We start from the raw sequence: 22,844 nt of genomic DNA, 5'->3' as shown, positions 1-22,844 counted from the left end.
TCGGCAGCCGGACGAAACCAGCAGCTATGTAGTCACGTCATATCAACAGAACGCGGCAGTCGTTGTCAGATATTGGACGGCGAAGATGGGTAAGCCAGAGCGGTTCGTTCTGATTGTTGGCGGCGGTGTGCTGGCCATCGCGGCGCTGGCCGTGGCGGTCATCGTCGCGATCGGAGGGCCGAAGACGGCTGAGTACGACCCCGCGTCGCCGGAGGGCGTCGTACAGCGTTACCTTGAAGCGGCTCGGATTGGCGACGACAACGCGGTCCGTGAACTACTCAGCGAGCGCGCGCTCAGGCAACTGGATGCCGACGGCATCCACGACAAGTACCGCCCGGCGCCACTGGAGGATAACCGGCTCGTGACATTGCAACGCACCGTCGTGCAAGGCGATCACGCGACGGTGTGGCTTCGAATCGAGTCCCCTGGCGGCTCGGGGCTGTCGTTGGATCGCTATTCGTGGACGATGCCGGTTCCGCTCGTCCGCGAAAACGGAAACTGGCGGGTCGACGAGCCCTACGCAACACCGTTCTGATACTTGACGATCGCGCGGCGATCGAGATCGGGGGAGAGCAATGCAACGCGCAAGGCGGCTCTATCTCTACTTCGTCTCGGCGATCAGCCTCATCGCGCTCGGGACCGGCCTCGCTCGGCTGTTGACGAATCTCTTCGAGCGTATCAGCGACGCGTTGCGAGGCACGGCTATCGTCTCGGGTGACACTGAGGCGTTCCGTCGCGAGGCGAGCCTGGTGATCGCGATCATCGTCGTCTCATTGCCGATCTGGCTGCTGCACTGGTGGCTTGCCGAGCGTGCCACAGGCGGTGACAGCGCTCAGGCAAACACCGAGCGAACCGCGCCGGAACGGGCGCTCTACTTGTCGGGCGTGCTCTTCGTCTCGTTCGTCATCCTGCTCACCTCGTCGAGCTCGTTCCTGTCGGTGCTGGTGCGCGAGTTGGCAGGCGACCGCTTGTGGGACAACCCGTCGGCACTGCCGGACAGCCTGGCAATGATGATCATGGCTGCCAGCATCTGGGGCTATCACGCGCACGTCCGGCAGCGCGACGAACGGCTTGGGGCCGGTCTCGCCGAAAGCACGGTTCTGCCTCGACTCTACCTCTACCTCGCAACCGTTATTGCTGCGCTTGTGATGCTCACCGGAGTCGGTCATCTGCTCGGCGTGACTGCCCAGGCGATCTTCGACGCCGGGCCGTTTGTGAGCGACGGGCGCTGGTGGGTGTCGGGACTAGCGGATGGGCTTGGGGGCGCAGTAGCCGGGCTGGCACTGTGGAGTCTGCACATGGCGGTCGGAAACGCGCTGGTCGCTCGTCCGGACGCGCTCGGCGATCGCGAACGCCGGTCCGCACTGCGCAGGCTCGCGCTCTATGCACTGACCTTCATCGGGCTTGCCGTGAGCCTCTTCTTCCTGAGTCGCGGACTCGAGCAAGTGCTCCGGGCTCTACTCGACGCTTCCCACGGTTCGGAGGGTTTCGGATTCCGCGTCGCTGATCCGCTTCTCAGAGTGCTACCGTTCGCGGGGGCGTGGTACTTCTTCGGCCGGCGGGTGATCGCTGAGGCAGATCGGGCCGGGGAGGCTACCGACCAGGCAACGGTGCGTCGGATCTACAGTTACGGAATCGCGCTGATCGGGCTGGCGGCCGGAGCCGGAGGACTGGCCGGCACGCTGGCGGCGCTCTTTCACCGTCTGGCCGGGGAAACGCGGCCGATCTTCGAGGGGATCGATCCCTGGAAGGACGACCTCAGCAGGATGCTGCCGATCGCGATGTTCGGCACCGCGGCCTGGCTCTGGCAGTCGTACCGAGTCGGTCGGTGGGTCGAATCGAACCCCGATGTCGAGCGGACGAACATCGTCAGGCGCGTCTATGTCTACGTGAGTCTGGCCGGCTCGGTCGTCGCGGTCCTGGTCTCGCTGGCCTTGATCATCTACAAAGTGCTGACGGCGATTCTCAATGTCGGGACCGAGTCCCTCGGTCGCGAGCTGAGCACACCGGGAGGGGTTTTCCTCGTTGCGGCCGCGGTCCTGACCTATCACGCGCTGTTGCTACGGTCCGATCTGGCTGCGCGGCCGGAGGCGGTCGAAGAATCCCGGCGACTCCTGCTGGAGATCACCCTCCCACCCGGAATCGACCTGGACGAGATCGCCAACCAGGTCGCGCAGGGACTGCCGGAAGGGTCTCGAGTCCGCTTGCTGACCCCCGCGAAGAGCGAGGCGGCGGCGGAGCCACCACTACCCGATGGTGAACAGGGCGTCAGCCACGCTGGTTAGCTCGTCGCGGTCGACCAGCACATCCAGCCAACGTGCCGGCAGCGCTGCCGCGCCCCAACGGGCGCCGGCCAGCGCGCCGGCAACCGCGCCGGTAGTATCGGCGTCGTTGCCCAGGTTGACGGCGGCGACAATAGCGGCTTCCGGCGAATCGTGGTGGCCAACAGCCCAGAGCGCGGCGGTGAGCGTTTCGAGGACGTAGCCGCCGGCCGGCAGCGCCTTTGGTGTCGCATCGCGGGCGGCTTCGACTGCCGCGCGCACGTCGTCGAGCGCGGCAGCAGCAGTCGCGGCGGCGAGCAGATCCGCGCGCGGATCCTCCAACAGCGCGGCCAGTCCCGCGTTGAGCGCGACGCAGGAGTCAACACAGAGTGGATTCGCATGGGTGATGCGCGATGAGTCGGCGGAACAGAGCGCATTCAGCGCAACGTCGGATCGTGTCGCAAGCGCGACCGGCGCGCAGCGCATGATCGAAGCCGTTCGAGGCGTCGCGGGGCTGCATTGCCTCGTGCGTGAGCCGGCCAGCCTCCTCCCAGTGCGTGTCAGCCGCCAGCAGCTCCAACGCAAAGCGCGTCGTATTGCCAATGTCTTTGGGATGCGAGTGAAACCATTCGACAAATCGCGCGGCGACGTCGTCGGGATCGAAGCGCCCTCGGGCGACGAACGAGCGAGCAATACACAACGCCATCTGGGTGTCGTCGGTGATCTCGCCCGGCGCGAGATCCAGCCAGCCGCCGCCGATAATCGCGCGGTGGACACCGTACTGCTCGGCGATCTGGGCAGGGGTCTGGAACTCGACGGTTGCCCCGAGCGCATCCCCGGCCGCCATGCCGAGCATGACGCCCCGATACCGATCGCGTAGTTGTTCGTGATCTACCACGAGGCATGCCCTTTCCGAGCCACAAAGCACACGATAAGAGTATAGTGTCGCAGCGTTTTCCAGAGAGTCGAGCAGCGAGAAGGGGGAGCAATGCGGACCAACGAGGCGAAGCGGAAGATGATGGCTGGGCAACCGGCGTACGGCTACACACTCGGGCTGGGATCGGTGGCGGCCGCCGAGCAAATCTCACGGCTCGGGCCGGACTTCGTCTTCATCGACACCCAGCACGGCTCGTTCGGGCAGGAGCAGGTCAGCCTGGCGCTGATGGCGATCGAGGCGGGCGGGTCGATCCCGATGGCTCGCGTGGCGCGCAACGACTACACGCTGATCGGACGGTTGCTCGACGAGGGCGCGCTCGGCATCATCGTGCCGATGGTCGACACCGCCGAGCAGGCAAAGGCTGCCGCTGACGCTACCCACCTGCCGCCGGCCGGAACGCGCTCGTGGGGCATCGGCGGGGCCGGACGCTATGGAGCGGAGTACTTCGACCGGATCAACGACGAGCTGTTCGTCGCCGTCCAGCTCGAAAGCATCCAGGCAGTCGACAACGCCGAGGCCATCATGGCGACTCCGGGAATCGACGGCTGCTGGATCGGGCCGGCCGATCTGGCGCTCTCGCTAGGCATTCATCCGCGGGATGCCGCGAAGGACGATCGCCACGCGCGCGCGATTGAGCGTGTCGTCGAAGCCTGTCACAACACCGGCAAGATCCCCGGCTTCGCCGCGTTCACCCCCGAGGATGCCCTGATGCGCATGAAGCAGGGGTTTCGCTTCCTGACCGCCGGCACCGACGCCAGCTTCATGCTCGGCGGAGCGCGGGCCGGCCTGGAGATGCTGGGGCTGAAGAACAACTGACGAGAGCGCTGGTCTTCACGTCGCACTCGTTATGGTAACTTGGCGGCGTGCGAATCGGTTGAATCCGGTCCCGAGAGGTTCGTGTCATGCAGATCTACATCATCCGCCACGGTAAGGCGCTCGACCATCACGATCCGCGCGCCACGAGTGACGCGATGCGTTGGCTCGTGGACGAGGGACGCGACGAGGTGACGACGATGGCGACGCTCCTGGCGCGTCTGGGGGTGCGGCCCGACCTCGTCCTCAGCAGCCCGCTCGTCCGCGCCCGCGAGACAGCGGAGATCATTGCCGACGCGCTCGGCGTGGCGGTTGGTGTGACGCTGAGTGATCAGTTGGCCCCGGACGGGTCACCAGCCGGCGTGCTGGATGAAATCCTGAGCCACGGCCGGCCGCGTCATGTGGTGATCGCCGGCCACATGCCGGGAGTCAGCCAATTCGGCGGTTACCTGATCCATCACGATCCCGATGCCGGCTTTGGCTTCCAGACGGGCGCGGTCGCGCGCATCGAGTTGCCGGACGATGCCCTGCTGCCGGGGACGGGCCGGCTGCGCTGGATGATCCCCCCATCAGTCGCGACGCGCCTTCTCACGGAATGATCGCCAGCGGCGATCAGCAGATCGCGCAACGCGCAACGTTGAAGCTGCTGATCGCCGCGATCTTCGTTGTGTCGATCGACTCGCGCGTGATCACGCCGATTCTGCCGGCCATCGCCGACGATCTGGGAGTCACGATCGGGCGCGCCGGACTGATTGTCACTGCCTACCTGCTGCCCTATGGCCTGTTCCAGCTGTTCTACGGACCACTCGCCGACAGGAAAGGCCACGTCCGGGTTATCTGCTTCGCACTGTTCGGCTTCGCGATCGGCGAGGCGCTCTGCGCGCTGTCGCCCGGCCTCCCCGCGCTCGTCGGCTTTCGCCTGCTGACCGGCATGGTCGCGGCGGCGATCTTTCCGCTGGTGCTCGCGTGGATTGGAGAAACAGTCGACTATACCCACCGCCAGAGCATCATCGGCTATACGGTAATGGCTGCCTCGATCGGGCAGGTACTCTCGGCTGCGGCCGGCGGATTCATGGCGGCTGTCGTCTCGTGGCGCACGATCTTCGTGCTTGACGGCATGCTGGCGCTGGTGATCGCCGTCATGATGCTTCGAGCCGGGCTTCCGCGCCACGAGCCGGTGGTTGCCGTGGATCGGTCGCGCCTCAGCCCATACCGCACAGTGCTCGACGATCCCCGACACATCCTGTTCCTCGCGCTTGTCTTCGTCGAGGGGGCGTTGACGATCGGAGCGTTCTCCTACTTTGGCGCGTTACTCCGCGCTCGGGATGGCTACTCCTACCTGGCAATCGGCTTCTTCATTGCGCTCTTCGGCCTGACATCGGTGGCTATGGGTCGATTCATCGGCCGGGCGGCACGGGTGTTGGGCGAACGTCGGATGATTGCGGTCGGCGGCATCGGAGTCGTTGTGGCCTACCTGATGACGACACTGCAACCGTCGCTCGTGGTTTTTCCATTGGCGATGCTCCTCTGTGGCGCAACGTTCACCCTGATGCACTCGACACTCCAGACCCGTGCGACAGAGCTGGCGCCGGCCGCACGAGCGACCAGCATCTCGCTGTTCGCGTTTGCGCTCTTCCTCGGCAGCAGCGTCGGCGCGCTCGTCGCGGCCCAGGCAATCGACCGTTACGGCTACAATCCAACGATGATAGGTCTCGGAGCGGGGATGGCGCTCGTGGCCGTCGTGGCAACCGCGCGCGCAATCACCTGGTCGCAACCGGGGAGAATCCAGACCGAGCACCATCTGACGAACAACGAGGCCGCTAACCGTGGCGGCTCCTGAGGGGCCGCGACCAACGCGGAGACGGGGAAGGACAGGGAAGGCATGAGCCTCCAGAGCACTTACGACGAACAGGTCAGCGCGATGGCGACGATGCTCGCGCAGCAGGTCGGCAGCCTGGACGACGCAACCCTTGCCAAGCGGCCGGGGCCGGCACTGAACCCGATCGGGTTCATCCAGTGGCATATCCTGCGTATCTGGGACCTCGACCTGAATCTGCTGATCAAGGGCGGCGCCCCCGAGACCGATGCCTGGCACCGCGGCGGCTATGGCGATGAAATCGGGTATGAGCCGATCGGAGTCGGACCCGGCGGGACGGGATTCGGCTTCGGCTATACCGATGCCGAAGTCGACGCTGTGCCATATCGCGCCGATGTGCTGTCCCGCTACCAGCAGCAGCTGGTCGACGAGACGAAGTCCTACCTCGCCGGGGCGACCAACGAGGACCTGCAACGCGCGTTCGAGCTGCGTGGCGAGCCAACGTCCGTTGCCGGCCGGCTGCAACACGTCGTCGCGCATTCGTGGAATCACATCGGTGAGATTCGTCTGACCAAGGGTCTGCTCGGCTATCCTGATCCGACAACTCCGCCTCGGAGCTAGTTCCGGCCGGGTTCTTGCGACGTGGTTGAGGACCGACGCGCCGGGCAACGTTGCCCGGCGCACGGGCGCTGTGGGAGCGCCGCTTGGAGGCAGGCTACCGTGACCTCTGCACCGACGACAGCGCGCGAGGACTGGCGTGAGGCGAATCTGGCGTCGATCGAGGAGCTTCGCGGTCGACTGACACGAGTCGCCGACGGCGGTGGGCCACGGGCGCAGGAGCGCTCGCGGCAACGCGGCAAGCTGCCGGTGCGCGAGCGGATCGACCGAGTACTCGACCCCGGCTCACCATTCCTGGAGCTGTCACCATTGGCAGCAGGCGGGATGTATGACGACGAGGCGCCGGGCGCAGGAATCGTCACCGGCATCGGGCTCGTCAGTGGACGCGAGATCGTCGTCGTCGCAAATGACCCGACCGTAAAGGGCGGCGCCTACTTCCCGATCACGGTCAAGAAGCACCTCCGAGCCCAGGAGATCGCGCGAGAAAATCGACTCCCGTGCCTCTATCTCGTGGACTCGGGAGGCGCGTTTCTGCCACTACACGCCGAGGTGTTTCCCGACCGCGAGCACTTCGGGAAGATCTTCAGCAACCAGGCTCAGCTCTCGGCGGCCGGCATTCGTCAGGTGTCGGCAGTGCTCGGCTCTTGCACGGCCGGCGGCGCATACGTGCCGGCAATGTCCGATGAGGCGATCATCGTTCGTGGCAATGGAACGATCTTCCTCGGCGGCCCACCGCTGGTGAAGGCAGCAACCGGCGAGGAGATAAGCGCCGAGGAGCTGGGCGGCGCAGATGTCCACGGTCGGATCAGCGGCGTCGTCGACTACATCGCCGATGACGAGGAGCAGGCGCTGGCGCTGGCCCGGAGGCTGATGCAGGTTCCTGCGCGAACGAAGCCCGCCCTTCCCTGGGAGGTGTTGCCAAGTCGCGAGCCGCTGGAAGACCCCGAGGACATTCTCGGGCTTGTCGCGCCCGACCCACGCACGCCCTACGACCCCCGCCCGATTCTGCGTCGTGTCCTCGATGGAAGCGCGCTGGATGAGTTCAAGCGCGACTATGCCGAATCACTGGTCTGCGGCTATGGCCGGCTGTTTGGCATCCCGGTCGGGATCGTGGCCAACAACGGTGTGCTGTTCAGCGAGTCGGCGAGGAAGGGGGCGCATTTCATCATGCTCTGCGCCCAGCAACGCATACCGCTGCTCTTCGTCCAGAACATCACTGGCTTCCTGGTCGGACGCGAGGCGGAGCATGGCGGAATCGCCCGCGAGGGGGCCAAGATGGTCTCGGCGGTGGCGACGGCGCGGGTGCCCAAGCTGACCTTGATCACCGGGGCTTCTTATGGCGCCGGAAACTACGCCATGTGTGGCCGGGCGTATGACCCGCGCTACCTGTTCACCTGGCCGACCTCGCGCATCGGCGTGATGGGCGGCGAGCAGGCAGCGGGAGTGCTGACGTCGATCGGCCGCTCGCGCGACAGCGATGCGTCACCCGAGGATGCTGATCGGCTGCGAGCCGACGTGCAGGCGCGCTATGAGGCGGAGACGACACCGTGGTATGCGACGGCGCGGCTGTGGGACGACGGTGTGATCGACCCGCGTGACACGCGGACGGTGCTGGGGCTGGCCCTGCAATCGACGTTGAACGCCGAGATCGAAGACTCGCCAATCGGAGTCCTACGGATGTAGCGGACGGATGGGAAATGACCATGGCTGACGGGCTCGGCGGCGGCATCCTGCTCTACGAGACGCGCAGCGGCGCTGCCTGGCTGACAATGAACCGCCCGGAGATTCGGAATGCGCTCGCGAGGGAGCTCGTTGCGGCGCTCGTCGAGGGGTTCGAGCGGGCGTTCGCCGACGACTCGGCCCGATCAGTCGTGCTGGCGGGAGCGGGGACGGTCTTCTGTGCTGGCGCGGACGTCAACCAGTATCGAGTCGCCTCCGACCGCGATGAGGTCGTGGCTGACGCCGTGCGGCTGTACGACCTGCTGGCGCGGATCGCGACCGGACCGAAGCCGGTGATCGCGCGGGTGCAGAAGGCGGCCTTTGGCGGGGCGATCGGGCTGGTTGCCGCCGCAGACCTGGTCGTGGCGGCTGAGGGGACGCGCTTTTCGCTCTCCGAGGCGAGGCTAGGTCTGGTTCCGTCCGCGATCGGGCCGGCCTTCGTCCGCGCGGTAGGGCCTCGCTACGCCCGGGCGCACATGCTGCTGGCCGAGCCGTTCGGGCCGGAGGAAGCGCTGCGAATCGGGCTGATCCACGCCACGGCGTCGGAGGACGGGCTGGACGATGTGATCGCGCGGTGGCTGGCGCAGTTCGGACAGAACGCGCCGGGCTCGATGCGCGATTCGAAACAGTTGGTCAACGACATCGCGTTCGCCGGCCTCGCGCCAGACGCACTCCGCGAGCACTGTGCGTCCCTCGCGGCCGACCGACGGGCCGATCCCGAGGGGCAGGAAGGGATGAACGCCTTCCTGGAGAAGCGTAAGCCCGTCTGGGCGGAGGTGAGCCGATGACGCTCGGACCGGTTCTGGCGATCGCCAATCGAGGCGAGATTGTCGCCCGAATCGCGCGGACGGCGCAGGCGCTCGGCTGGCAGCCAGTGGCGCTGTTGGGTGACCCCGACCTCGACGGGTATGCGGCCCGCGAGATCGGCCGGGTCGAGCGGATCGGGCCGGCCGGCAGCGAGCTGGACCCGGCGCTGGTCGTCGCGGCAGCAGAAAGAGCCGGCGCGGTTGCGCTACATCCGGGTTACGGGTTTCTCAGCGAACGAGCAGACCTGTCGCAGGCGTGTGAGAACGCTGGCATCGCGTTCGTCGGGCCATCTCCGCTGACGTTGGCCATCTGCGGCGACAAAGTAGCAACTCGCGACGCAGCAATGGCGGCGGGTGTTCCAGTGCTGGCGGCCAGCGAGCCGATGTCGATCGACGATCGCGGTCGTTGGGAAGCAGCCGCCAGCGAGGTCGGCTTCCCGCTCATCGCAAAGGTGGTGAGTGGCGGCGGCGGGCGTGGGCTGCGAGTAGCGCTAACACACGAACACGTTGAAGCAGCGATCGAATCGGCGCTACGGGAAGCGGGGGCGTCGGCCGCCGGGACTCGTTTCTATCTCGAGCGCTATCTGGAGGGGGCCCGACACGTCGAGGTCCAGGTGGCCGGCAACGGCAGCGACGCAGTCGCAATTGGCGATCGGGATTGCACGGTCCAGCGCCGGCACCAGAAGGTGTTCGAGGAAGCGCCTGCCCACGACCTGCCGGACGAGACACGCGCGGCGATTCACCGTCACGCGGTGGCGATGACCCGCGCGGTCGAGCTGCGCGGGGTGGCGACGGTCGAATTCTTGCTGGGCGTCGACGGCACACTGGCGTTCATCGAGGTGAACCCACGCTTGCAGGTTGAGCACACCGTCACCGAGGAGGTCACCGGCCTCGACCTGGTGGCGATCCAGTTGGGATTGCTTGCGTGCGACAATCTGCCGAACCCCGTGACGCCACGCGGGCACGCGATTCAGGCGAGACTCTATGCTGAGGATCCAACACATGGGTTCGCGCCCAGCCCGGGCCAAATCACATGGCTCGACTGGCCCATTCTTCCCGGCCTGCGCATCGATAGTGGTTACGAGACGGGGGACAGTGTCCCCAGCTATTACGACTCACTCGTCGCAAAGCTCATCTCGCACGGGCCGGATCGTGACGCCGCGCTCGTCCGGCTAGCGGAGGCAATCGATCGATCGCGGATCGCCGGCATCTATACCAACCGACCATGGCTCCGGGCAATGCTGGACGACGAGCGCTTCCGGTCCGCGACCCACGATCTCCAGACGGCTGATTCGGTGACTGTGTCGGAAACAGCGCCCGACGACGGCGTCATCGCAGCCGCCGGGCGGGCGTTGCTGGCGGCCGCTGAGTCCGAGGCGGGACCGTTTCGGCTGGTCGGCCAGGCAACGCAGATCGTCCACGGCAACGAGGCGGGCGGCTGGCAACGCCGCATCGTCTGGAGCCGGGCGGGCAATAGCTGGCGCCCGCTTGTCGGGACGAATGGAGCGTGCAGCGACCCGGATCCTCGCACGGCAACCGCGGCAGGGACGTTGGTTATCGCGGCCGAGGGGGGATGCGAAACGACATCAGCGCGTGGCCGCTGGCTGGTCTGGCCAGGACCGATTATTCGAGCCGAGGAACGGGGCGCCATCAGCGATGGGATTCTTCGCGCCCCGATGCCGGGCACGGTCGTGTCCGTCCCTGCCCGGCCGGCGATGGCCGTCCATGAAGGGGATGTGTTGGCCACGATGGTGGCGATGAAGATCGAGATCACACTCGCCGCGCCTTTCGACGGGATCGTGGAGCGGGTTGCTTGCGAGCCCGGTGACCTCGTCGGGTCGAAGCAGGCATTGGTGACGATCCGAAAACCGTGAGCTCACTGAGGCCGGCGACGCTCGCGAACTGTGCGCACGGCGCGGTCACGACACTCGGGGCTTGAGTCGCTTCGTGAACACGAGCTCGTGGTGACCAGGGGCATAGGCATCCGGGATACCACCGGTGAGTGAGTAGCCAAGGCTGAGGTAGAAGCTGACGCGGCCGCCATCGGCGCGGAGGGTGGCGAGCCCGGCGAGGACATCCGGGTAGAGGGGCTGGCCGGCCAGGCTTGTCTCGCCAGTATCGTCGTCCGTTGTCAGCCAGATGTTTTGCCCACCCTCGGCCCGGACACGAGCCTCCAGTGCGTCGACGAGGGCGCGGCCGATGCCGCGACGCTGCCAGCCTGGATGAACGGCGAGCGGGTGCAGCTCCCAGGTGTTTCCGTGATAGTGACGGCTTCCACCGATCCAGCCAACCACGGCGTCCCCTTCAATGGCAACCAGCGAGAGATGACCCGAACCAAACGATTCGCGAACCTCGGCCAGCGCATCCGGCAGGTGCGCCCAGCCACCGGGGTGATGTTCACCCGGGAACGCAGCCGCAAGCACCTCGGCAGCCTGATGGACTCGTCGCTCGTCGGGTGGGTCGAGGTCCATGATTTGCATATCAGCCCCTTCGGATAACGCGTCTGGCATCGCGCCGATGGTACGATGCCCCGCGACGATCTATCCGTCATGAGAAAGGTTCAGTATGGCAGTTACGCAGGCTCTCCGGCTCCATGTCGTTCCGATTCGCTACAGCGGCAGCGCGCCGGTGTTGCCGGCCGACGATCCCGTCGACACTTACGCCGCTGAAGGGGGCTACGACACATTTGCCGGTGCGGTCACAACAACCGAGCCGAGCTTCCCTGAAGCAGAGCGAACGAACGACCCAACCACGGACCTGGGCATTCTCGGCGCGGAGATCGCCGACGCTGTCGCCGAGGGGCTGAAGGATGGCCGGGCGACGCTGGTCGTCGGCGGCAACTGCGGGATCGTGCCGGGCGTCTTCGGCGGCATCCAGGAGGCGTATGGGCCGACAGTTCGGGTCGGGCTGCTCTGGCTCGATGCGCACGGCGACTTCAATACGCCCCGGACGACGCTCTCCGGAATGCTCGGGGGGATGCCGGTGGCGGTCTCAGCAGGCCTGGCCTGGCCGAACTGGCGCGAGAGCTCGAAGCAGATCGTGCCGGTGCCGACTGACCGTATCGTCATGGTCGACGTCCGCAACCTCGACGAAGCCGAGGAGCATCTGATCCGGGCGACCGACGTCGTCATCGCCGCGCCAGCGCCGGGGTTCCCCGGTGAGGATCTCCAGAAGGCGGTCGACGAGCTAGCGGCAAAATGCGACGTGCTCTACCTGCACATCGACTCCGACATCCTCGACGAGTCGCTGACACCGAATCATCGGACGAAGGAGCCGAACGGCCCGGACATGGCTCAGGTATTGGCGGCAGTCGACGCGATTATGGCGACCGGGAAAGTGGCGGTCTACGCTGTCGTCTCGGTCTGGGCCAGCGGCGAAGGGGGCGATGTGATGCTCCGCTCGGGAACCGAGCTTGTCCGCGGCGGGCTGGAGATCTGGCGGCAGCACGGCTCAGCGGCGCTGCTGGGGAGCTGATGAACATGTCGCAGGCCGGCCAACCAATGATCGAGACAGCCGCGCTGACCAAGCGCTACGGCTCGATTGTCGCGCTCGACGGCCTGGACATCTCGATACCGCAGGCTGCTGTCGGATTGCTGGGCGCCAACGGCGCAGGCAAGTCAACGCTGATCAAGCTACTGCTCGGGCTGATCCAGCCGACCTCCGGCAGCGCCACCATGCTAGGAATGAACGCCACCCGCGACGCCGCCCACGTCCGCGAGCGGGTCGGTTACATGCCGGAATCTGACTGTCTGCCGGCCGATGTCACGGCCGCCGACTTCGTCGCCCACATGGCCGAAATGAGCGGGCTGCCACAGCGGGCTGCCCGCCAGCGGGCGAATGACGTCCTCTATCAGGTCGGGCTGGACGAAGAGCGATACCGGCTCATCCGGGGATTCTCAACCGGCATGAAGCAGCGAGTGAAGCTGGCGCAGGCGATTGTCCACGACCCTCAGCTCGTCTTCCTCGATGAACCCACGAACGGGATGGACCCGCAAGGACGCGACGAGATGCTCCGGCTCATCCAGAGGATCCACGGTAGCCTGGGAATCACGGTCATCGTCTCGTCACACCTGCTGGAGGACATCGAGCGAGTCTGCGATCACGTTGTTATGCTCGACCGCGGACGCATGGTCGCTGCCGGCCGGATCGACACGTTGATGCGCGGCGGCGGCGATATTGTCGTCCGGGTCGATAGCGATCAATCCAGCCTCGTTGCGGCGCTGATCGCGCGCGGTGTCGCGGCGCGGGTGCGCGAGAGAGACATCGTCATCGCGCCCGGTGGGGAGCGCGACGCCATCTACGATGCGATTCGCGATGCTGTCGTCGAGCTCGGCCTTCCGCTCCGCGGCCTGCAGGCCGGAGAACGATCGCTCGAGGATGTCTACATCCAGACAGTCGGCGGCGCGGACGTCGCGCGCGGCAAGGAGACAGTCCATGCCAGCTGAATCGGCCGGCCAGCCCTACGGCGAGGTCTACGACCTGGGCTACAAGCACTACGACGGGGAGCGACTCGGTCGCGCCCATGCGATTCGCGCGCTGATCGTCTGGTCGATGAAACGTGGGCTGGGCATTCGAAAGCGCTGGACATCGAAGATCATGCCGGCGCTGCTGTATGTCGCCGCCTACTCGCCGGCATTGATCGTCGCCGGGATCCTCGCCTTCCTGCCAACCCAGGTCAACTTCAGCTATGGCAGCCTGGCCGGGTTCATCTCGATGGCACTGCTGATCTTCGCAGCGGGCCTGGCGCCGGAGATGCTCTCCGACGACCGTCGCGAGAATGTGCTGGCGCTGTATTTCGCGCGCGCAATCACCCCGGTCAACTATCTGCTGGCCAAGATCGCAGCGATGATCATACTGATGGCGACGATCGCATTCGGACCGCAGCTGCTGCTCTTCATCGCCAAGGTGCTGCTGGCCGACAACCCACTCAGCTACTTCGGAAACCACCTCGGCGACCTTGGTCGGATCATCGCATGGGGCGCGATCATCTGCGTCTATTACACCGCCATCGGCCTGGCCGTCGCCGCGCTGGTGGACCGAAAAGGGATCGCCAGCGCTGTGTTCATCGGCGGCATTCTTCTCATCACCGCGATCACGAACGCGCTGTTCGACGCGACGAGCGGGACATTGCGCGATTACATTGTGCTGATCAGCCCGATCGAGCTGGTCCAGTCGATCACCGGCTGGCTGCTGGGTGGTTCGGGAAGCACCATCGGCAATCTGGTCGGGCCGGCCTATCTGGTCGGGGTCGTTGCCGCCGTCATCGCCGCGGGGCTGATCATGCAGCGACGCTACCTTGCGGAGGAGTAACCGTGCAGACAAGCGTCACACAAGCCAGACCACCTGGCCCGGACACAACGCCGGAAGCGCCGCCGAATGCCACCGTCGTCGTTCGGAACCTGTCGAAATGGTACGGCGATGTAGTCGCGGTCTCGGATATCTCGTTTCACGTCGAACCGGGTGTCACAGCGTTGCTGGGGCCGAACGGGGCGGGAAAGTCCACCACGCTCGAGATGCTGTCCGGATTGCTGGCGCCTTCGCAAGGCGAGATCCGCATTCTGGGCCGGCCGGCACGCGGGGATGTCGAGCTCTACCGCCACGTCGGAATGGCGCCAGAACAGGAAGCGCTCTACCCATTTCTGACCGGACGCGAGTTCGTCGAGCTGAACGCAGTTCTCCAGAAGATGGACGATCCCTCCGGCGCCGCCCATCAGGCGCTGGCGACAGTCGAGTTGCTCGGTGACGCCGACCGCCCGCTACGCGGCTACTCCAAAGGCATGCGTCAACGGACGAAGATCGCGGCCGCGCTAGTCCACGATCCCGACGTGCTGCTGATGGACGAGCCGCTGAACGGGACCGACCCGCTCCAGCGAGCGCGGCTGATCGAGCTGATTCAGGCGCTGGGCCGGCAGGGGAAGACCGTGATCGTCTCGTCGCACATTCTGTACGAGGTTGAACGCTTCGCCGACCGTATTCTCGTCATCAATCGCGGCAAGCTCGCCGCCGCCGGCAACTTCCACGCGATCCGCGACCGGATGGACGAGCACGCCCGAGCCGTGCGGCTACGAGCGAGCGACCCACGCAAGCTGGCGGCTGCGCTCGTCCAGACCCCGGTTGTGTTGAGCGTCCGCTTCGAGCCTGTGACCGGAGACCTGCCGCCTGCGTTGGTCGTCGAAACGGCCGACGTGCGCGCGTTCTACCGGCTGGCGCCGGCCATCGCCAAGCGCCAGGACGTGCACCTCTATGAGGTAGCGGCCCTCGACGAGTCGCTGGCCAGCGTCTTTGCCTACGTTGTGGAGCGCGGCTGATGGCTGGCACGACTCACGGGGCGCGGTCAACCGTGCCGATCGCCACACTGACGCTCCGCCAGCTCGCCCATGGCAATGCAGTTCGCGTCGTCGCGCTCTTCGCGGCGGTGCCGGTTGTTTTCGCGTTGATCTATCTGATCGGCCAGCCGACGATCGACCGGGTGACGTTTGCCAACAACCTGTTTACCCACGGCGTCGCGCCGACGGTGTTGCCCCTCGCGATTCTGATTCTCGCCACCAGCGCGCTCGGCAATGAGGTCGAAGACCGCACGATGGTCTACCTCGTCCTCAAGCCGCAGACGCGGATGAGGATCGTGCTGGAGAAGCTGCTCGCGGTCGCAGTGGTCGCAACGCTGCTTCTCTGGGCAGGGACGACGATCGGGTTCGTGATTGTCATGCGCGGCGAGGCCGGCGGGGAGCTGGGCATGCTCATCGCGATGCTGGTGGCAGAGATGTTCGCGGTCCTTGCCTACGGCGCGTTGTTCCTTCTGCTAAGCCTCCTCATTTCACGAGCACTGCTGGCCGGCATCATCTACACCCTGCTCTGGGAGACGACGTTCAGCCGCTTCATTCCCGGCGTCCGGCTGCTCAGCGTGCGGCACTTCGTCGAGTCGATCTACGTTCGGCTAGCCAACGACCCGGCTGCCACGATGGACCACCCGAACCGGCTCATCTCCGCGATCGTCACGTTGCTCGTGCTGACAGCACTCGCCATCGTCGCAACCTCCTGGCGGTTGCGAACAATGAACCTGGAATAGCTGATCGTAACGACAAGTGAGGGAGACGCGCTGACATGCCGAGCGAAATCCGACTCTACGGACTGGACGGCATCCCCGAAGTACGCCCCGGTGACAATCTGAACGCGATAATCGGCGACGCGCTGGAGGCCAGTAACCTGACTCCGCTCGACGGCGATGTGCTGGTCGTTACCCATAAGATCGTCTCGAAAGCCGAAGGGCGACTCGTCGACCTCGCCACGATCGAGCCGTCACCGTTTGCCCTCGTCTGGGCCGAGCGCTGGGACAAGGATGCCCGCCAGGTCGAGGTTGTCCTGCGCGAGGCCACCCGGATCGTGCGGATGGATCGCGGGGTGCTGATCTGCGAAACACGCCACGGCTTCGTCTGCGCGAACGCCGGCGTCGACGCCTCGAACGTGCCGGGCGACCACATCGTCTGCCTGTTGCCGCTGGACCCGGACGCCTCGGCGCGGGCGATCCGCGCGGGCATCCAGGCGCGGTTCGGCGCAGCGCCAGCGGTCATCATCAGCGACTCGTTCGGCCGGCCATGGCGCAAGGGCATCGTCAACATCGCCGTTGGCGTCGCCGGCATGAGCCCCTTCGCCGACTACCGCGGCGTCACCGACCCCTACGGCTACGACCTGCGCGTCAGCGTCATGGCGGTCGCGGACGAGCTGGCGGCGGCCGCCGAGCTGCTGGCCGGCAAAGTCGACGCCCGGCCCGTCGCCCTCATCCGCGGCTACGGCTTCACCCCCGCCGATGGCGCCGCCTCCGAGCTCGTCATGGACCCCGACCGCGACATGTTCCGGTGATGGCGGGGGACGAGGGGATGAGGGGTGCGTAGGGACAGGCCCGGGCCTGTCCGACGTCCGCAGACGCCCCTCCCACGCCGATCCGCGACCCGCGGGCGCGGTAGCCTGATTCCCGATCTCTTTCGGGAATCAGGACGGACCAACCACCTGAAACACGCGCGCGCATATCGTTCGCGAACGAAAGTAAGCAACTCGAACGACGACGCTACGGCAGATCGTCGGCGGGGAAGCCGCGCTCCTGCCAGCGTTGGTAGCGCCAGATGCTGACCGCGCGACGGATCTCGCGGATCGCGCTGGCGTCCATGTTGGAGAGCAGGGCGAGCGTCGAGTCGGGCGTCCGCTCGACCTGGGCGATCGTCTCGAAGCCGTGCCGGCGCAGCAGATTGACGGCGCGCGGGCTCAGGTCGAGCAGCTCGGTCGTGGGATCGCGCCGGCGACGGACGGCCTTGACCCCTTCTTCGACGAGGCACCAGATCAGAACTGGCGTCACCATGACGATGCCAGTCATCGCCAGCCAGCCAAAAGCGATCAGCATCACCGACTGAGCGTCGCCGTCGAGCAGCCAGGCCGGCCCGAGGATCAGCGCCCAGGAGACCCCGACGATCCAGGCCGAACGGCGCAGTGGATTGACCGCGAAGATGTCGTTCCCTCCGCCACCGCGATAGGCCATCGCAAGCTCGGAGCGGGCGCGGGGCTGGTATGGCACGGGCAGACCTCGAGCAGTTGGGACGGATGACCGCGCTCCACGCGCCGCAGCGCGCGTGGGCGCACTCTAACAGATCCCGATTATCCGGTATACTTCACCTTCGCGCCCGACCCAGGCCGGAGTGGCGGAATGGCAGACGCGGCGGTCTCAAAAACCGCTGACCGCAAGGTCGTGTGGGTTCGACTCCCACCTTCGGCACGACAGCTTCGATTTTATGGCTTGTGGACGCAGAAAACACCGGATTCTATGCCCTCAAGGTTGCGCGAAGGTTGCATCGCGCCGGATCCAGCTCCCCAGAAGCCGCGCGAGACGGTCTGCCGCTTCCTGCTTCAGCTTCAGCTCGACTGCGAATAGACGAACCGCACCCCGCGACGCCAGCCCCAGCGACCTGCCCAGGCAGCAACAGCAGCCTCGACGGTCCAGAGGAGGTAGCTCTCGCCGCGCCCACCGGATTCGTTGGCGTACTCCTTGCCCCGGCGACTGATCGACGTTGGCGCTTCGGCTTTGAAGCCGAGGAAATCACCAAACGAGACGCGTTCCCGGACATCCGTATAGCCCAGATTCTCAATCGCCCGAACGGTGAACTTGTACTCGTACCAGAACGTCGCGCGGGAGAGATCCTTCGGCTGCGGCCTCAGGATGACAGATCGAAGGGGTGCCTGCCGCACCACCGTATTACAGTGACTAGCATGATGTGTCAGGTTGGCAGCCTCCCCGCACCTTGTCATCCTGAGGCCGCAGCCGAAGGATCTCTCCTGCGTCTGAATGCATCCAGCATGAGGAGATGCTTCGCTGAGGCTCAGCATGACAAACGGCCGGGGTGGCTGTCGCACCACAGTACAGGACACATCACGCTGGTCGGAGCAGTATGTGCCACGTTGACGTTGGCAGCCCACTTGGTGGTGCCACCGGTTCTGTCATTCTGAGCGGAGCGAAGAATCCGCTTTCCTGTCTGAAAGCAGGGAGGACGGATGTTTCGCTGTGCTCGACATGACAGAGAAACGGGTTCGCGTACCCCGGACACATTCACTGCGGTCAAGACAGATGGCAGGGGCGACGCGGCCGTACAGGGCGCCGATGAAGTCGCCGAGGTGGGCGCACAGACCGGAGTTGCGCACGGCGCAATCCACGAGGGCTTCGCGGTCGGGCGCGGCCGGCGCGTCGACCTCACCTGCGCCGTGTCGTTACGTTGTGCGCTGCGCGCTACCCCGCGCGCGTCGCGCCTACGTCGAGCCAGGCCGGCCGCGTCGAGGCGTCGTGGGCGACGCGGGGGTCGGCCGGCGGCGGGTCGAGGCGGGTCTGGTAGGGGATACCCGTGCGCGTCGCCTCGGCCAGCTCGTCGTAGATCTCGAGGATGACCCGCTTGGTGCGGTACTCGCCGTGGGCCGCCTCGTCCTTGCGTTTGACAATCGGGAACGTGTCCATGATGTAGTCGACGTCGTCGCGGTCGATGCCGTAGAGGTGGAAGTAGGCGGCGTCCAGCTCGCAGCGTAGCAGGAAGCGGCGCTCCTCGTCCCAGCGGAACGGCGGGCCGTCGTAGCCGCAGTCGCGGGCGAAGGGTTCGAGGTCCCAAGCAGTGTAGGTGAGTTCGAGGACGCGGGCGAGCGAGCCAATCGGCTATACGGCACTGCCGGGATGCCACTCCGAACACTGCCTGCGAGTATACATAGCTGGTGGAATAGCAGGCAAACTGTTTCGAATAGACCAGTACGTGAGCGATGTGTTCCTCCAAGCTTCTGCCGTGCTAACGTAAGTCAAGGGCATACGAGTGCCGAGAGATTGACCTGACAGACAGGTGCTGAAATGAGTCGATTGAGCTCACTCAACATGATCGACGGCATCGTGTGCCCAACTCCAACCATAGGGACAATAGTCCCGATAACGGTTCGCTCGTTCGTTGTATTCGACAGATATCCCGCCATACCCAGAAGCCACCCACGTACGCCAATCACCCGGCACGCGATTGACCACGTCGCTTTGAAGCACCCAATACCTTGGGAGTGCGGCGCACTCCGGGCGGCGCTTGTCATCTTGCGGGACGTCGCCAGAGTCCAAGCCCTTGTACGTCGCCCACCTGTGATCGAACTGATGGATCATCTTCGCCTCGTACAACGGCAAATACCGCTCGCCGGCCGGCATGACGAAGACGTTGCCCTCCAGCCGTCCGCCCTGCGCCTCCAGCTCCTCGCGAGTGCAGAACAGAGGCTGCCGAGTCGTATTGCCATCGTGGAACATCAGCATCGAGCGTGAACTGCCCCACGGGTTTCCTTCATCACGTCGGCTCCTCCTCGATCAGCACCGGCACGCGGCGGTAGATCGACTTGGTCAGCTCGGCGTCGCGCTTCGAGCGGAAGATCGGGCAGGTGCGGGTGTTCGGGTTGAGCAGGGCGATGTCGGCCGCCGAGAGGGTGAAGCGCCGCCAGTCGTCCCGCAGGTCCTCGGTCGCCAGCGCGAAGAACACGAAGTCGGCGCCGCCGGTCGCCGGCCGGCCCGGGCCGGTGATCGTCAGCAGGCAGAACTTCATCGCGACTGTCAACTGCCGGGAAGATCCGCGCTTGCGGTTCTCGAAGTCATAGAGACTGGCCAGTGTGCCGGTGTCCATGAGGTCGCGGAAGAAGTACTGCGTCGATCGCGTCGGTGGCGATGCCGGTCGGCACGATGCATGCCGAAGCGGCCCGATCGGAGACAGGATCGTCCGGTTCGACTCGGCGAAGAGCGCGGTACGTGTTCGAACGTCGCCGCGGCCAGTCAGCGGATAGCGACCGGTCGCGCGGACGAAATGGCTGGCTCGCCCGCTGCTTGTCGCAATTCGCATCCTGGAACGCGGCGTAGAGCGGCGCGTCTCCCGTCGCCAGCTGCAGCAATCGTTCGATCATCTTGTCCCGGGCGCGCATGCGTTGCGCAGACATTGGCGATGTCTGGCCGGCGTCATGCGCGAAGAACTCCTTCTCCTGCGAGCTTGAAATCTGCTCCCACGGCGGGTTGCCCAGCACGACATCGAAGCCGCCGATCCAGCCGGTCTGCTCGCTGTCCGGGTCTTCGTTGGGGCCGGGGACGCGGAAGGCGTCCGGGAAGGCCAGGTGCCAGTGGAGGAACTGGTACTGGCCGGCCAGCCGCTCGATCTCGCCCCGCCAGTCCGGGTGCAGCGCGTGCGGGGTCCGCTCGATGCGGCGGAACTCCGCCTCGGTGATCGGGTGCGACCACTCGCGGGTCTTCTTCCAGACGAACGCGGCGCACCAGGCGTCGGCCCACAGCTTCGAGAAGGCGTAACCGCTGGAGCGCAGCGTCTCCTCCCAGACCTGCTGCTTCTGGCGCACCCCGGCGATCGTCGCGTCCTCGATCCTCTCGATCGACTGCACTGCCGCCGCGAAGTTGCCCAGCCGCTCCCAGGGCGCTCTGGCGAGCGCGTGGTCGAACGATAGCTGGCCCTTGCGCTGCTCCCGGTTGCGCTTCTTCCACTCCGAGACGTACTTCTTGTCGTCGCCGGTGATCGCGGTGAACGCCTCGTCCGGGATGCCGCCCTCGAGCAGGGCCGGGGTCGCCCCCAGCAGCGAGTTGCCGCACTGGATGTGGTGGTCGAGGAAGGAGAGCGGCTTGCCCGGCTCCATCGCCTCCAGCCAGAGCGAGACCTTGCACAGCTCGACCGCCATCGGGTTGATGTCGACGCCGTAGACGCAGCGGCCGATGACGGCGCGCAGGGCGGCGCGGGTCTCCTCGGGCGATGGCTCATCCTCGCCCGTGCGGACAGCCGCCAGCCGCTTGGCGATCCGGTGGGCCGCCGCGACGAGGAAGTGGCCGCTGCCGGCCGCCGGATCGACGACCTTCAGATTCAGCAGCGCATCCTCGCGCGCCGTCGCGTCCGGGCCGGCCTCGCGCAGCCGGTCCTCGATGACCGGATCGAGCGCCGAATCGAGCAGCTCGGCTATGAGACTGCTGGGCGTGTAATACGAGCCGGTCGTCTTGCGCTCGTTGCCGCCGGCCGTCGCCAGCGAGAACGATGACGTGTCGATATCGACCTGGGGATGCAGCTCGAGCAGCGACTCGTAGACGCTGCCCAGCTCCTCGGAGCCGAGGTTGCGGTAGTCGACCACCCGTCGGGCATTGCCCTCCTCGATGAAGGCCAGCGCCCGCACCGCGTCGAGCAGATCGCGATTGGACAGCTCGCAGCCGTTGATCGCCGCCGTGCTCGCCTGCGCCCAGAGGCCGGAGCCGAGCGCCGGAAGCGCCAGCCCCGGCTCGCCGATCGTCGCTGCCCAACCGCTCGATGATCAGCCGCAACCCCTGCCAGAGGTCGGCGTGGCGCGTGCCGCGGCGGCGCTGGGCCAGCCGTCGCAATCGCTGGGTGCTGTACCAGACGCTGTAGCGCTCGCGGGCCGCCTCGTCCGCGCGGGGGTCGAGCAAGACCCCACGATCCTCGGCGACGAAGAGAAACAGCAGCCGGTAGACAGTCCGCAGGAGCTGGCGATAGTAGTCCTGCTTATCCAGCTCGCCGGTGCGCAGGGCCTCCCGCAGGGCAGTATTGGCGGCGATGACCGAGGAAGCCAGCGCCGAGCGTCGCGATCGACTTCTCGACGCCGCCGCGCAGATGATCGAGCGCGCGGGTGCCCTGCTGGATCGCCTCCCGCGACCAGCGCTCCAGCCAGCAGTCCTCGGGCCGCTCGCCCTCGATCCGCGACTGGTGGACGAGCATCCAGAGCAGGGCGAAGTCGGCATAGACCTCGCCATCCATCATCTCCTGCAGATCGAATTCGACAAACGCCTGGCGGGTCAGCCGCGCGCTGTCGCGCAGGATGCGCAGCCGCAGGCCATTCGAGACGACGCCCCACAGCCGATCGTCGGACCGGTTCAGGAGCTCCTGCAGCATTCCGTGCGGGCTCATTCGCGCCGCGCCAGCCACGCCGGCCGTCTTGCGGTCCAGCTCGATATTCGCGGCGACGAGATGGATCGGCGCGCTGCCCCAGGCGTGCGAAACGGCGTAACTCGCGCCGTTGATGTCGATCGCGCGGGCAGTCTGCAGGCGACCATAGCCGAGGACGTCGAACAGCGGCAGCAACCAGCGCTCTCGGGTCAGCGTCGTCAGGCTCTCGCCGGCTGGCCGGCCATCCAGGCTCGGACGGAATGCTGTCCAGATGCCAAGGACACGGTTCCAGGCCCGCGCGATCCCCTCGTTGAACCGTTCGCCCGCGACAAGGTGGTAGTCCTCGGGGCGCATCCCCGGCAGGGACGAATCGCCACGAGCGACGCGCTGCAGCAGATCGGGCGGAAGCACCGCGCCCTCGATCCGAACGGTTGTCGTGTTCCGCGCCATCTC

25 protein-coding genes and 1 tRNA gene are annotated in these 22,844 nt (G+C 66.1%); 16 read left to right on the top strand and 10 right to left on the bottom strand.

All coding sequences use genetic code 11. The features are described 5' to 3' along the window. The first annotated feature begins 85 nt into the window (after positions 1 to 85). Together V9F06_04560 and V9F06_04555 are read left to right on the top strand one after the other, a co-directional pair. Positions 86 to 535, top strand: a complete 450-nt coding sequence (locus tag V9F06_04560; protein MEI2616905.1) for a hypothetical protein — start codon at positions 86 to 88, stop codon at positions 533 to 535. Positions 536 to 575: 40 nt separating this feature from the next. After that, positions 576 to 2,285, top strand: a complete 1,710-nt coding sequence (locus V9F06_04555) for a DUF5671 domain-containing protein (GenBank protein MEI2616904.1) — start codon at positions 576 to 578, stop codon at positions 2,283 to 2,285. On the opposite strand, the gene V9F06_04550 is transcribed toward V9F06_04555, so the two are convergent. Together V9F06_04550 and V9F06_04545 are read right to left on the bottom strand one after the other, a co-directional pair. Continuing rightward, positions 2,247 to 2,747, bottom strand: coding sequence for an ADP-ribosylglycohydrolase family protein (locus V9F06_04550; protein ID MEI2616903.1), 501 nt, complete (start codon positions 2,745 to 2,747; stop codon positions 2,247 to 2,249). The two genes, V9F06_04555 and V9F06_04550, sit on opposite strands and share 39 nt — an antisense overlap. Further along, positions 2,641 to 3,159 carry an ADP-ribosylglycohydrolase family protein gene (locus V9F06_04545; protein ID MEI2616902.1) on the bottom strand — a complete coding sequence of 173 codons (519 nt, stop codon included), beginning with the start codon at positions 3,157 to 3,159 and terminating at the stop codon, positions 2,641 to 2,643. Before V9F06_04545 ends, V9F06_04550 begins: the two co-directional genes overlap by 107 nt. Before the next feature lie 90 nt (positions 3,160 to 3,249). Between V9F06_04545 and V9F06_04540 the strand changes: the two genes are divergently transcribed. From V9F06_04540 to V9F06_04510, 7 genes are all read left to right on the top strand, one after another. Continuing rightward, complete coding sequence (locus V9F06_04540; GenBank protein ID MEI2616901.1) at positions 3,250 to 4,014, top strand: aldolase/citrate lyase family protein; 765 nt, start codon at positions 3,250 to 3,252, stop codon at positions 4,012 to 4,014. A gap of 86 nt (positions 4,015 to 4,100) precedes the next feature. After that, the gene (gene sixA, locus V9F06_04535) at positions 4,101 to 4,610 is read left to right on the top strand and encodes a phosphohistidine phosphatase SixA (protein MEI2616900.1); all 510 of its coding nucleotides are present in this window, start codon (positions 4,101 to 4,103) and stop codon (positions 4,608 to 4,610) included. After that, on the top strand, positions 4,607 to 5,851 hold the full coding sequence (locus V9F06_04530; GenBank protein ID MEI2616899.1) for an MFS transporter: 1,245 nt from the start codon (positions 4,607 to 4,609) through the stop codon (positions 5,849 to 5,851). The genes sixA and V9F06_04530 overlap by 4 nt, the downstream gene beginning before the upstream one ends. A 42-nt stretch (positions 5,852 to 5,893) precedes the next feature. Beyond that, positions 5,894 to 6,448 carry a DinB family protein gene (locus tag V9F06_04525; GenBank protein ID MEI2616898.1) on the top strand — a complete coding sequence of 185 codons (555 nt, stop codon included), beginning with the start codon at positions 5,894 to 5,896 and terminating at the stop codon, positions 6,446 to 6,448. Positions 6,449 to 6,547: 99 nt separating this feature from the next. After that, positions 6,548 to 8,128, top strand: coding sequence for a carboxyl transferase domain-containing protein (locus tag V9F06_04520; GenBank protein MEI2616897.1), 1,581 nt, complete (start codon positions 6,548 to 6,550; stop codon positions 8,126 to 8,128). A gap of 20 nt (positions 8,129 to 8,148) precedes the next feature. Continuing rightward, complete coding sequence (locus V9F06_04515; protein MEI2616896.1) at positions 8,149 to 8,952, top strand: enoyl-CoA hydratase-related protein; 804 nt, start codon at positions 8,149 to 8,151, stop codon at positions 8,950 to 8,952. Beyond that, on the top strand, positions 8,949 to 10,844 hold the full coding sequence (locus tag V9F06_04510) for a biotin carboxylase N-terminal domain-containing protein (protein ID MEI2616895.1): 1,896 nt from the start codon (positions 8,949 to 8,951) through the stop codon (positions 10,842 to 10,844). The genes V9F06_04515 and V9F06_04510 overlap by 4 nt, the downstream gene beginning before the upstream one ends. 45 nt (positions 10,845 to 10,889) lie before the next feature. On the opposite strand, the gene V9F06_04505 is transcribed toward V9F06_04510, so the two are convergent. After that, a complete protein-coding gene (locus V9F06_04505; GenBank protein MEI2616894.1) occupies positions 10,890 to 11,450 on the bottom strand; it encodes a GNAT family N-acetyltransferase in 561 nt (186 codons plus the stop codon). A gap of 85 nt (positions 11,451 to 11,535) precedes the next feature. Here V9F06_04505 and V9F06_04500 point away from each other — a divergent pair, with 85 nt between their 5' ends. From V9F06_04500 to cofE, 6 genes are read left to right on the top strand one after another with little or no spacing between them, the layout of a single operon-like run. Further along, positions 11,536 to 12,444, top strand: coding sequence for an arginase family protein (locus V9F06_04500; protein MEI2616893.1), 909 nt, complete (start codon positions 11,536 to 11,538; stop codon positions 12,442 to 12,444). Then, positions 12,444 to 13,415, top strand: a complete 972-nt coding sequence (locus V9F06_04495; protein MEI2616892.1) for an ABC transporter ATP-binding protein — start codon at positions 12,444 to 12,446, stop codon at positions 13,413 to 13,415. Before V9F06_04500 ends, V9F06_04495 begins: the two co-directional genes overlap by 1 nt. Beyond that, positions 13,405 to 14,280, top strand: a complete 876-nt coding sequence (locus V9F06_04490) for a hypothetical protein (protein MEI2616891.1) — start codon at positions 13,405 to 13,407, stop codon at positions 14,278 to 14,280. Before V9F06_04495 ends, V9F06_04490 begins: the two co-directional genes overlap by 11 nt. A gap of 2 nt (positions 14,281 to 14,282) precedes the next feature. Further along, positions 14,283 to 15,278, top strand: coding sequence for an ABC transporter ATP-binding protein (locus V9F06_04485; protein MEI2616890.1), 996 nt, complete (start codon positions 14,283 to 14,285; stop codon positions 15,276 to 15,278). Beyond that, positions 15,278 to 16,036, top strand: coding sequence for an ABC transporter permease subunit (locus V9F06_04480; GenBank protein MEI2616889.1), 759 nt, complete (start codon positions 15,278 to 15,280; stop codon positions 16,034 to 16,036). Before V9F06_04485 ends, V9F06_04480 begins: the two co-directional genes overlap by 1 nt. Positions 16,037 to 16,071: 35 nt before the next feature. After that, complete coding sequence (gene cofE, locus V9F06_04475) at positions 16,072 to 16,827, top strand: coenzyme F420-0:L-glutamate ligase (protein MEI2616888.1); 756 nt, start codon at positions 16,072 to 16,074, stop codon at positions 16,825 to 16,827. Positions 16,828 to 17,032: 205 nt separating this feature from the next. On the opposite strand, the gene V9F06_04470 is transcribed toward cofE, so the two are convergent. Beyond that, positions 17,033 to 17,533 carry a DNA-directed RNA polymerase subunit alpha C-terminal domain-containing protein gene (locus tag V9F06_04470; protein ID MEI2616887.1) on the bottom strand — a complete coding sequence of 167 codons (501 nt, stop codon included), beginning with the start codon at positions 17,531 to 17,533 and terminating at the stop codon, positions 17,033 to 17,035. A gap of 115 nt (positions 17,534 to 17,648) precedes the next feature. On the opposite strand from V9F06_04470, the gene V9F06_04465 reads away from it, so the two are divergent. Then, positions 17,649 to 17,731, top strand: a tRNA-Leu gene (locus tag V9F06_04465). Positions 17,732 to 17,868: 137 nt separating this feature from the next. Here V9F06_04465 and V9F06_04460 read toward each other — a convergent pair. The 6 genes from V9F06_04460 to V9F06_04435 form a co-directional block, all read right to left on the bottom strand. Next, entirely contained in the window at positions 17,869 to 18,201 is a 333-nt protein-coding gene (locus V9F06_04460) for a hypothetical protein (protein ID MEI2616886.1), read from the bottom strand. A 535-nt stretch (positions 18,202 to 18,736) separates the two neighbouring features. After that, positions 18,737 to 18,958: a hypothetical protein gene (locus V9F06_04455; GenBank protein ID MEI2616885.1), complete on the bottom strand. Its 222-nt coding sequence runs from the start codon at positions 18,956 to 18,958 to the stop codon at positions 18,737 to 18,739. A 393-nt stretch (positions 18,959 to 19,351) separates the two neighbouring features. Further along, positions 19,352 to 19,774, bottom strand: coding sequence for a hypothetical protein (locus V9F06_04450; GenBank protein ID MEI2616884.1), 423 nt, complete (start codon positions 19,772 to 19,774; stop codon positions 19,352 to 19,354). Between the two features lie 31 nt (positions 19,775 to 19,805). Further along, positions 19,806 to 20,135, bottom strand: coding sequence for a hypothetical protein (locus V9F06_04445; GenBank protein ID MEI2616883.1), 330 nt, complete (start codon positions 20,133 to 20,135; stop codon positions 19,806 to 19,808). Next, positions 20,104 to 21,666, bottom strand: a complete 1,563-nt coding sequence (locus tag V9F06_04440) for an N-6 DNA methylase (GenBank protein ID MEI2616882.1) — start codon at positions 21,664 to 21,666, stop codon at positions 20,104 to 20,106. Before V9F06_04440 ends, V9F06_04445 begins: the two co-directional genes overlap by 32 nt. Positions 21,667 to 22,010: 344 nt before the next feature. Beyond that, on the bottom strand, positions 22,011 to 22,841 hold the full coding sequence (locus tag V9F06_04435; GenBank protein ID MEI2616881.1) for a hypothetical protein: 831 nt from the start codon (positions 22,839 to 22,841) through the stop codon (positions 22,011 to 22,013). Positions 22,842 to 22,844: the final 3 nt, after the last annotated feature.

This window comes from Thermomicrobiales bacterium, assembly GCA_037045155.1.
Taxonomy (GTDB): domain Bacteria; phylum Chloroflexota; class Chloroflexia; order Thermomicrobiales; family CFX8; genus JAMLIA01.
This window is presented reverse-complemented; position numbering and strand designations above follow the sequence as displayed.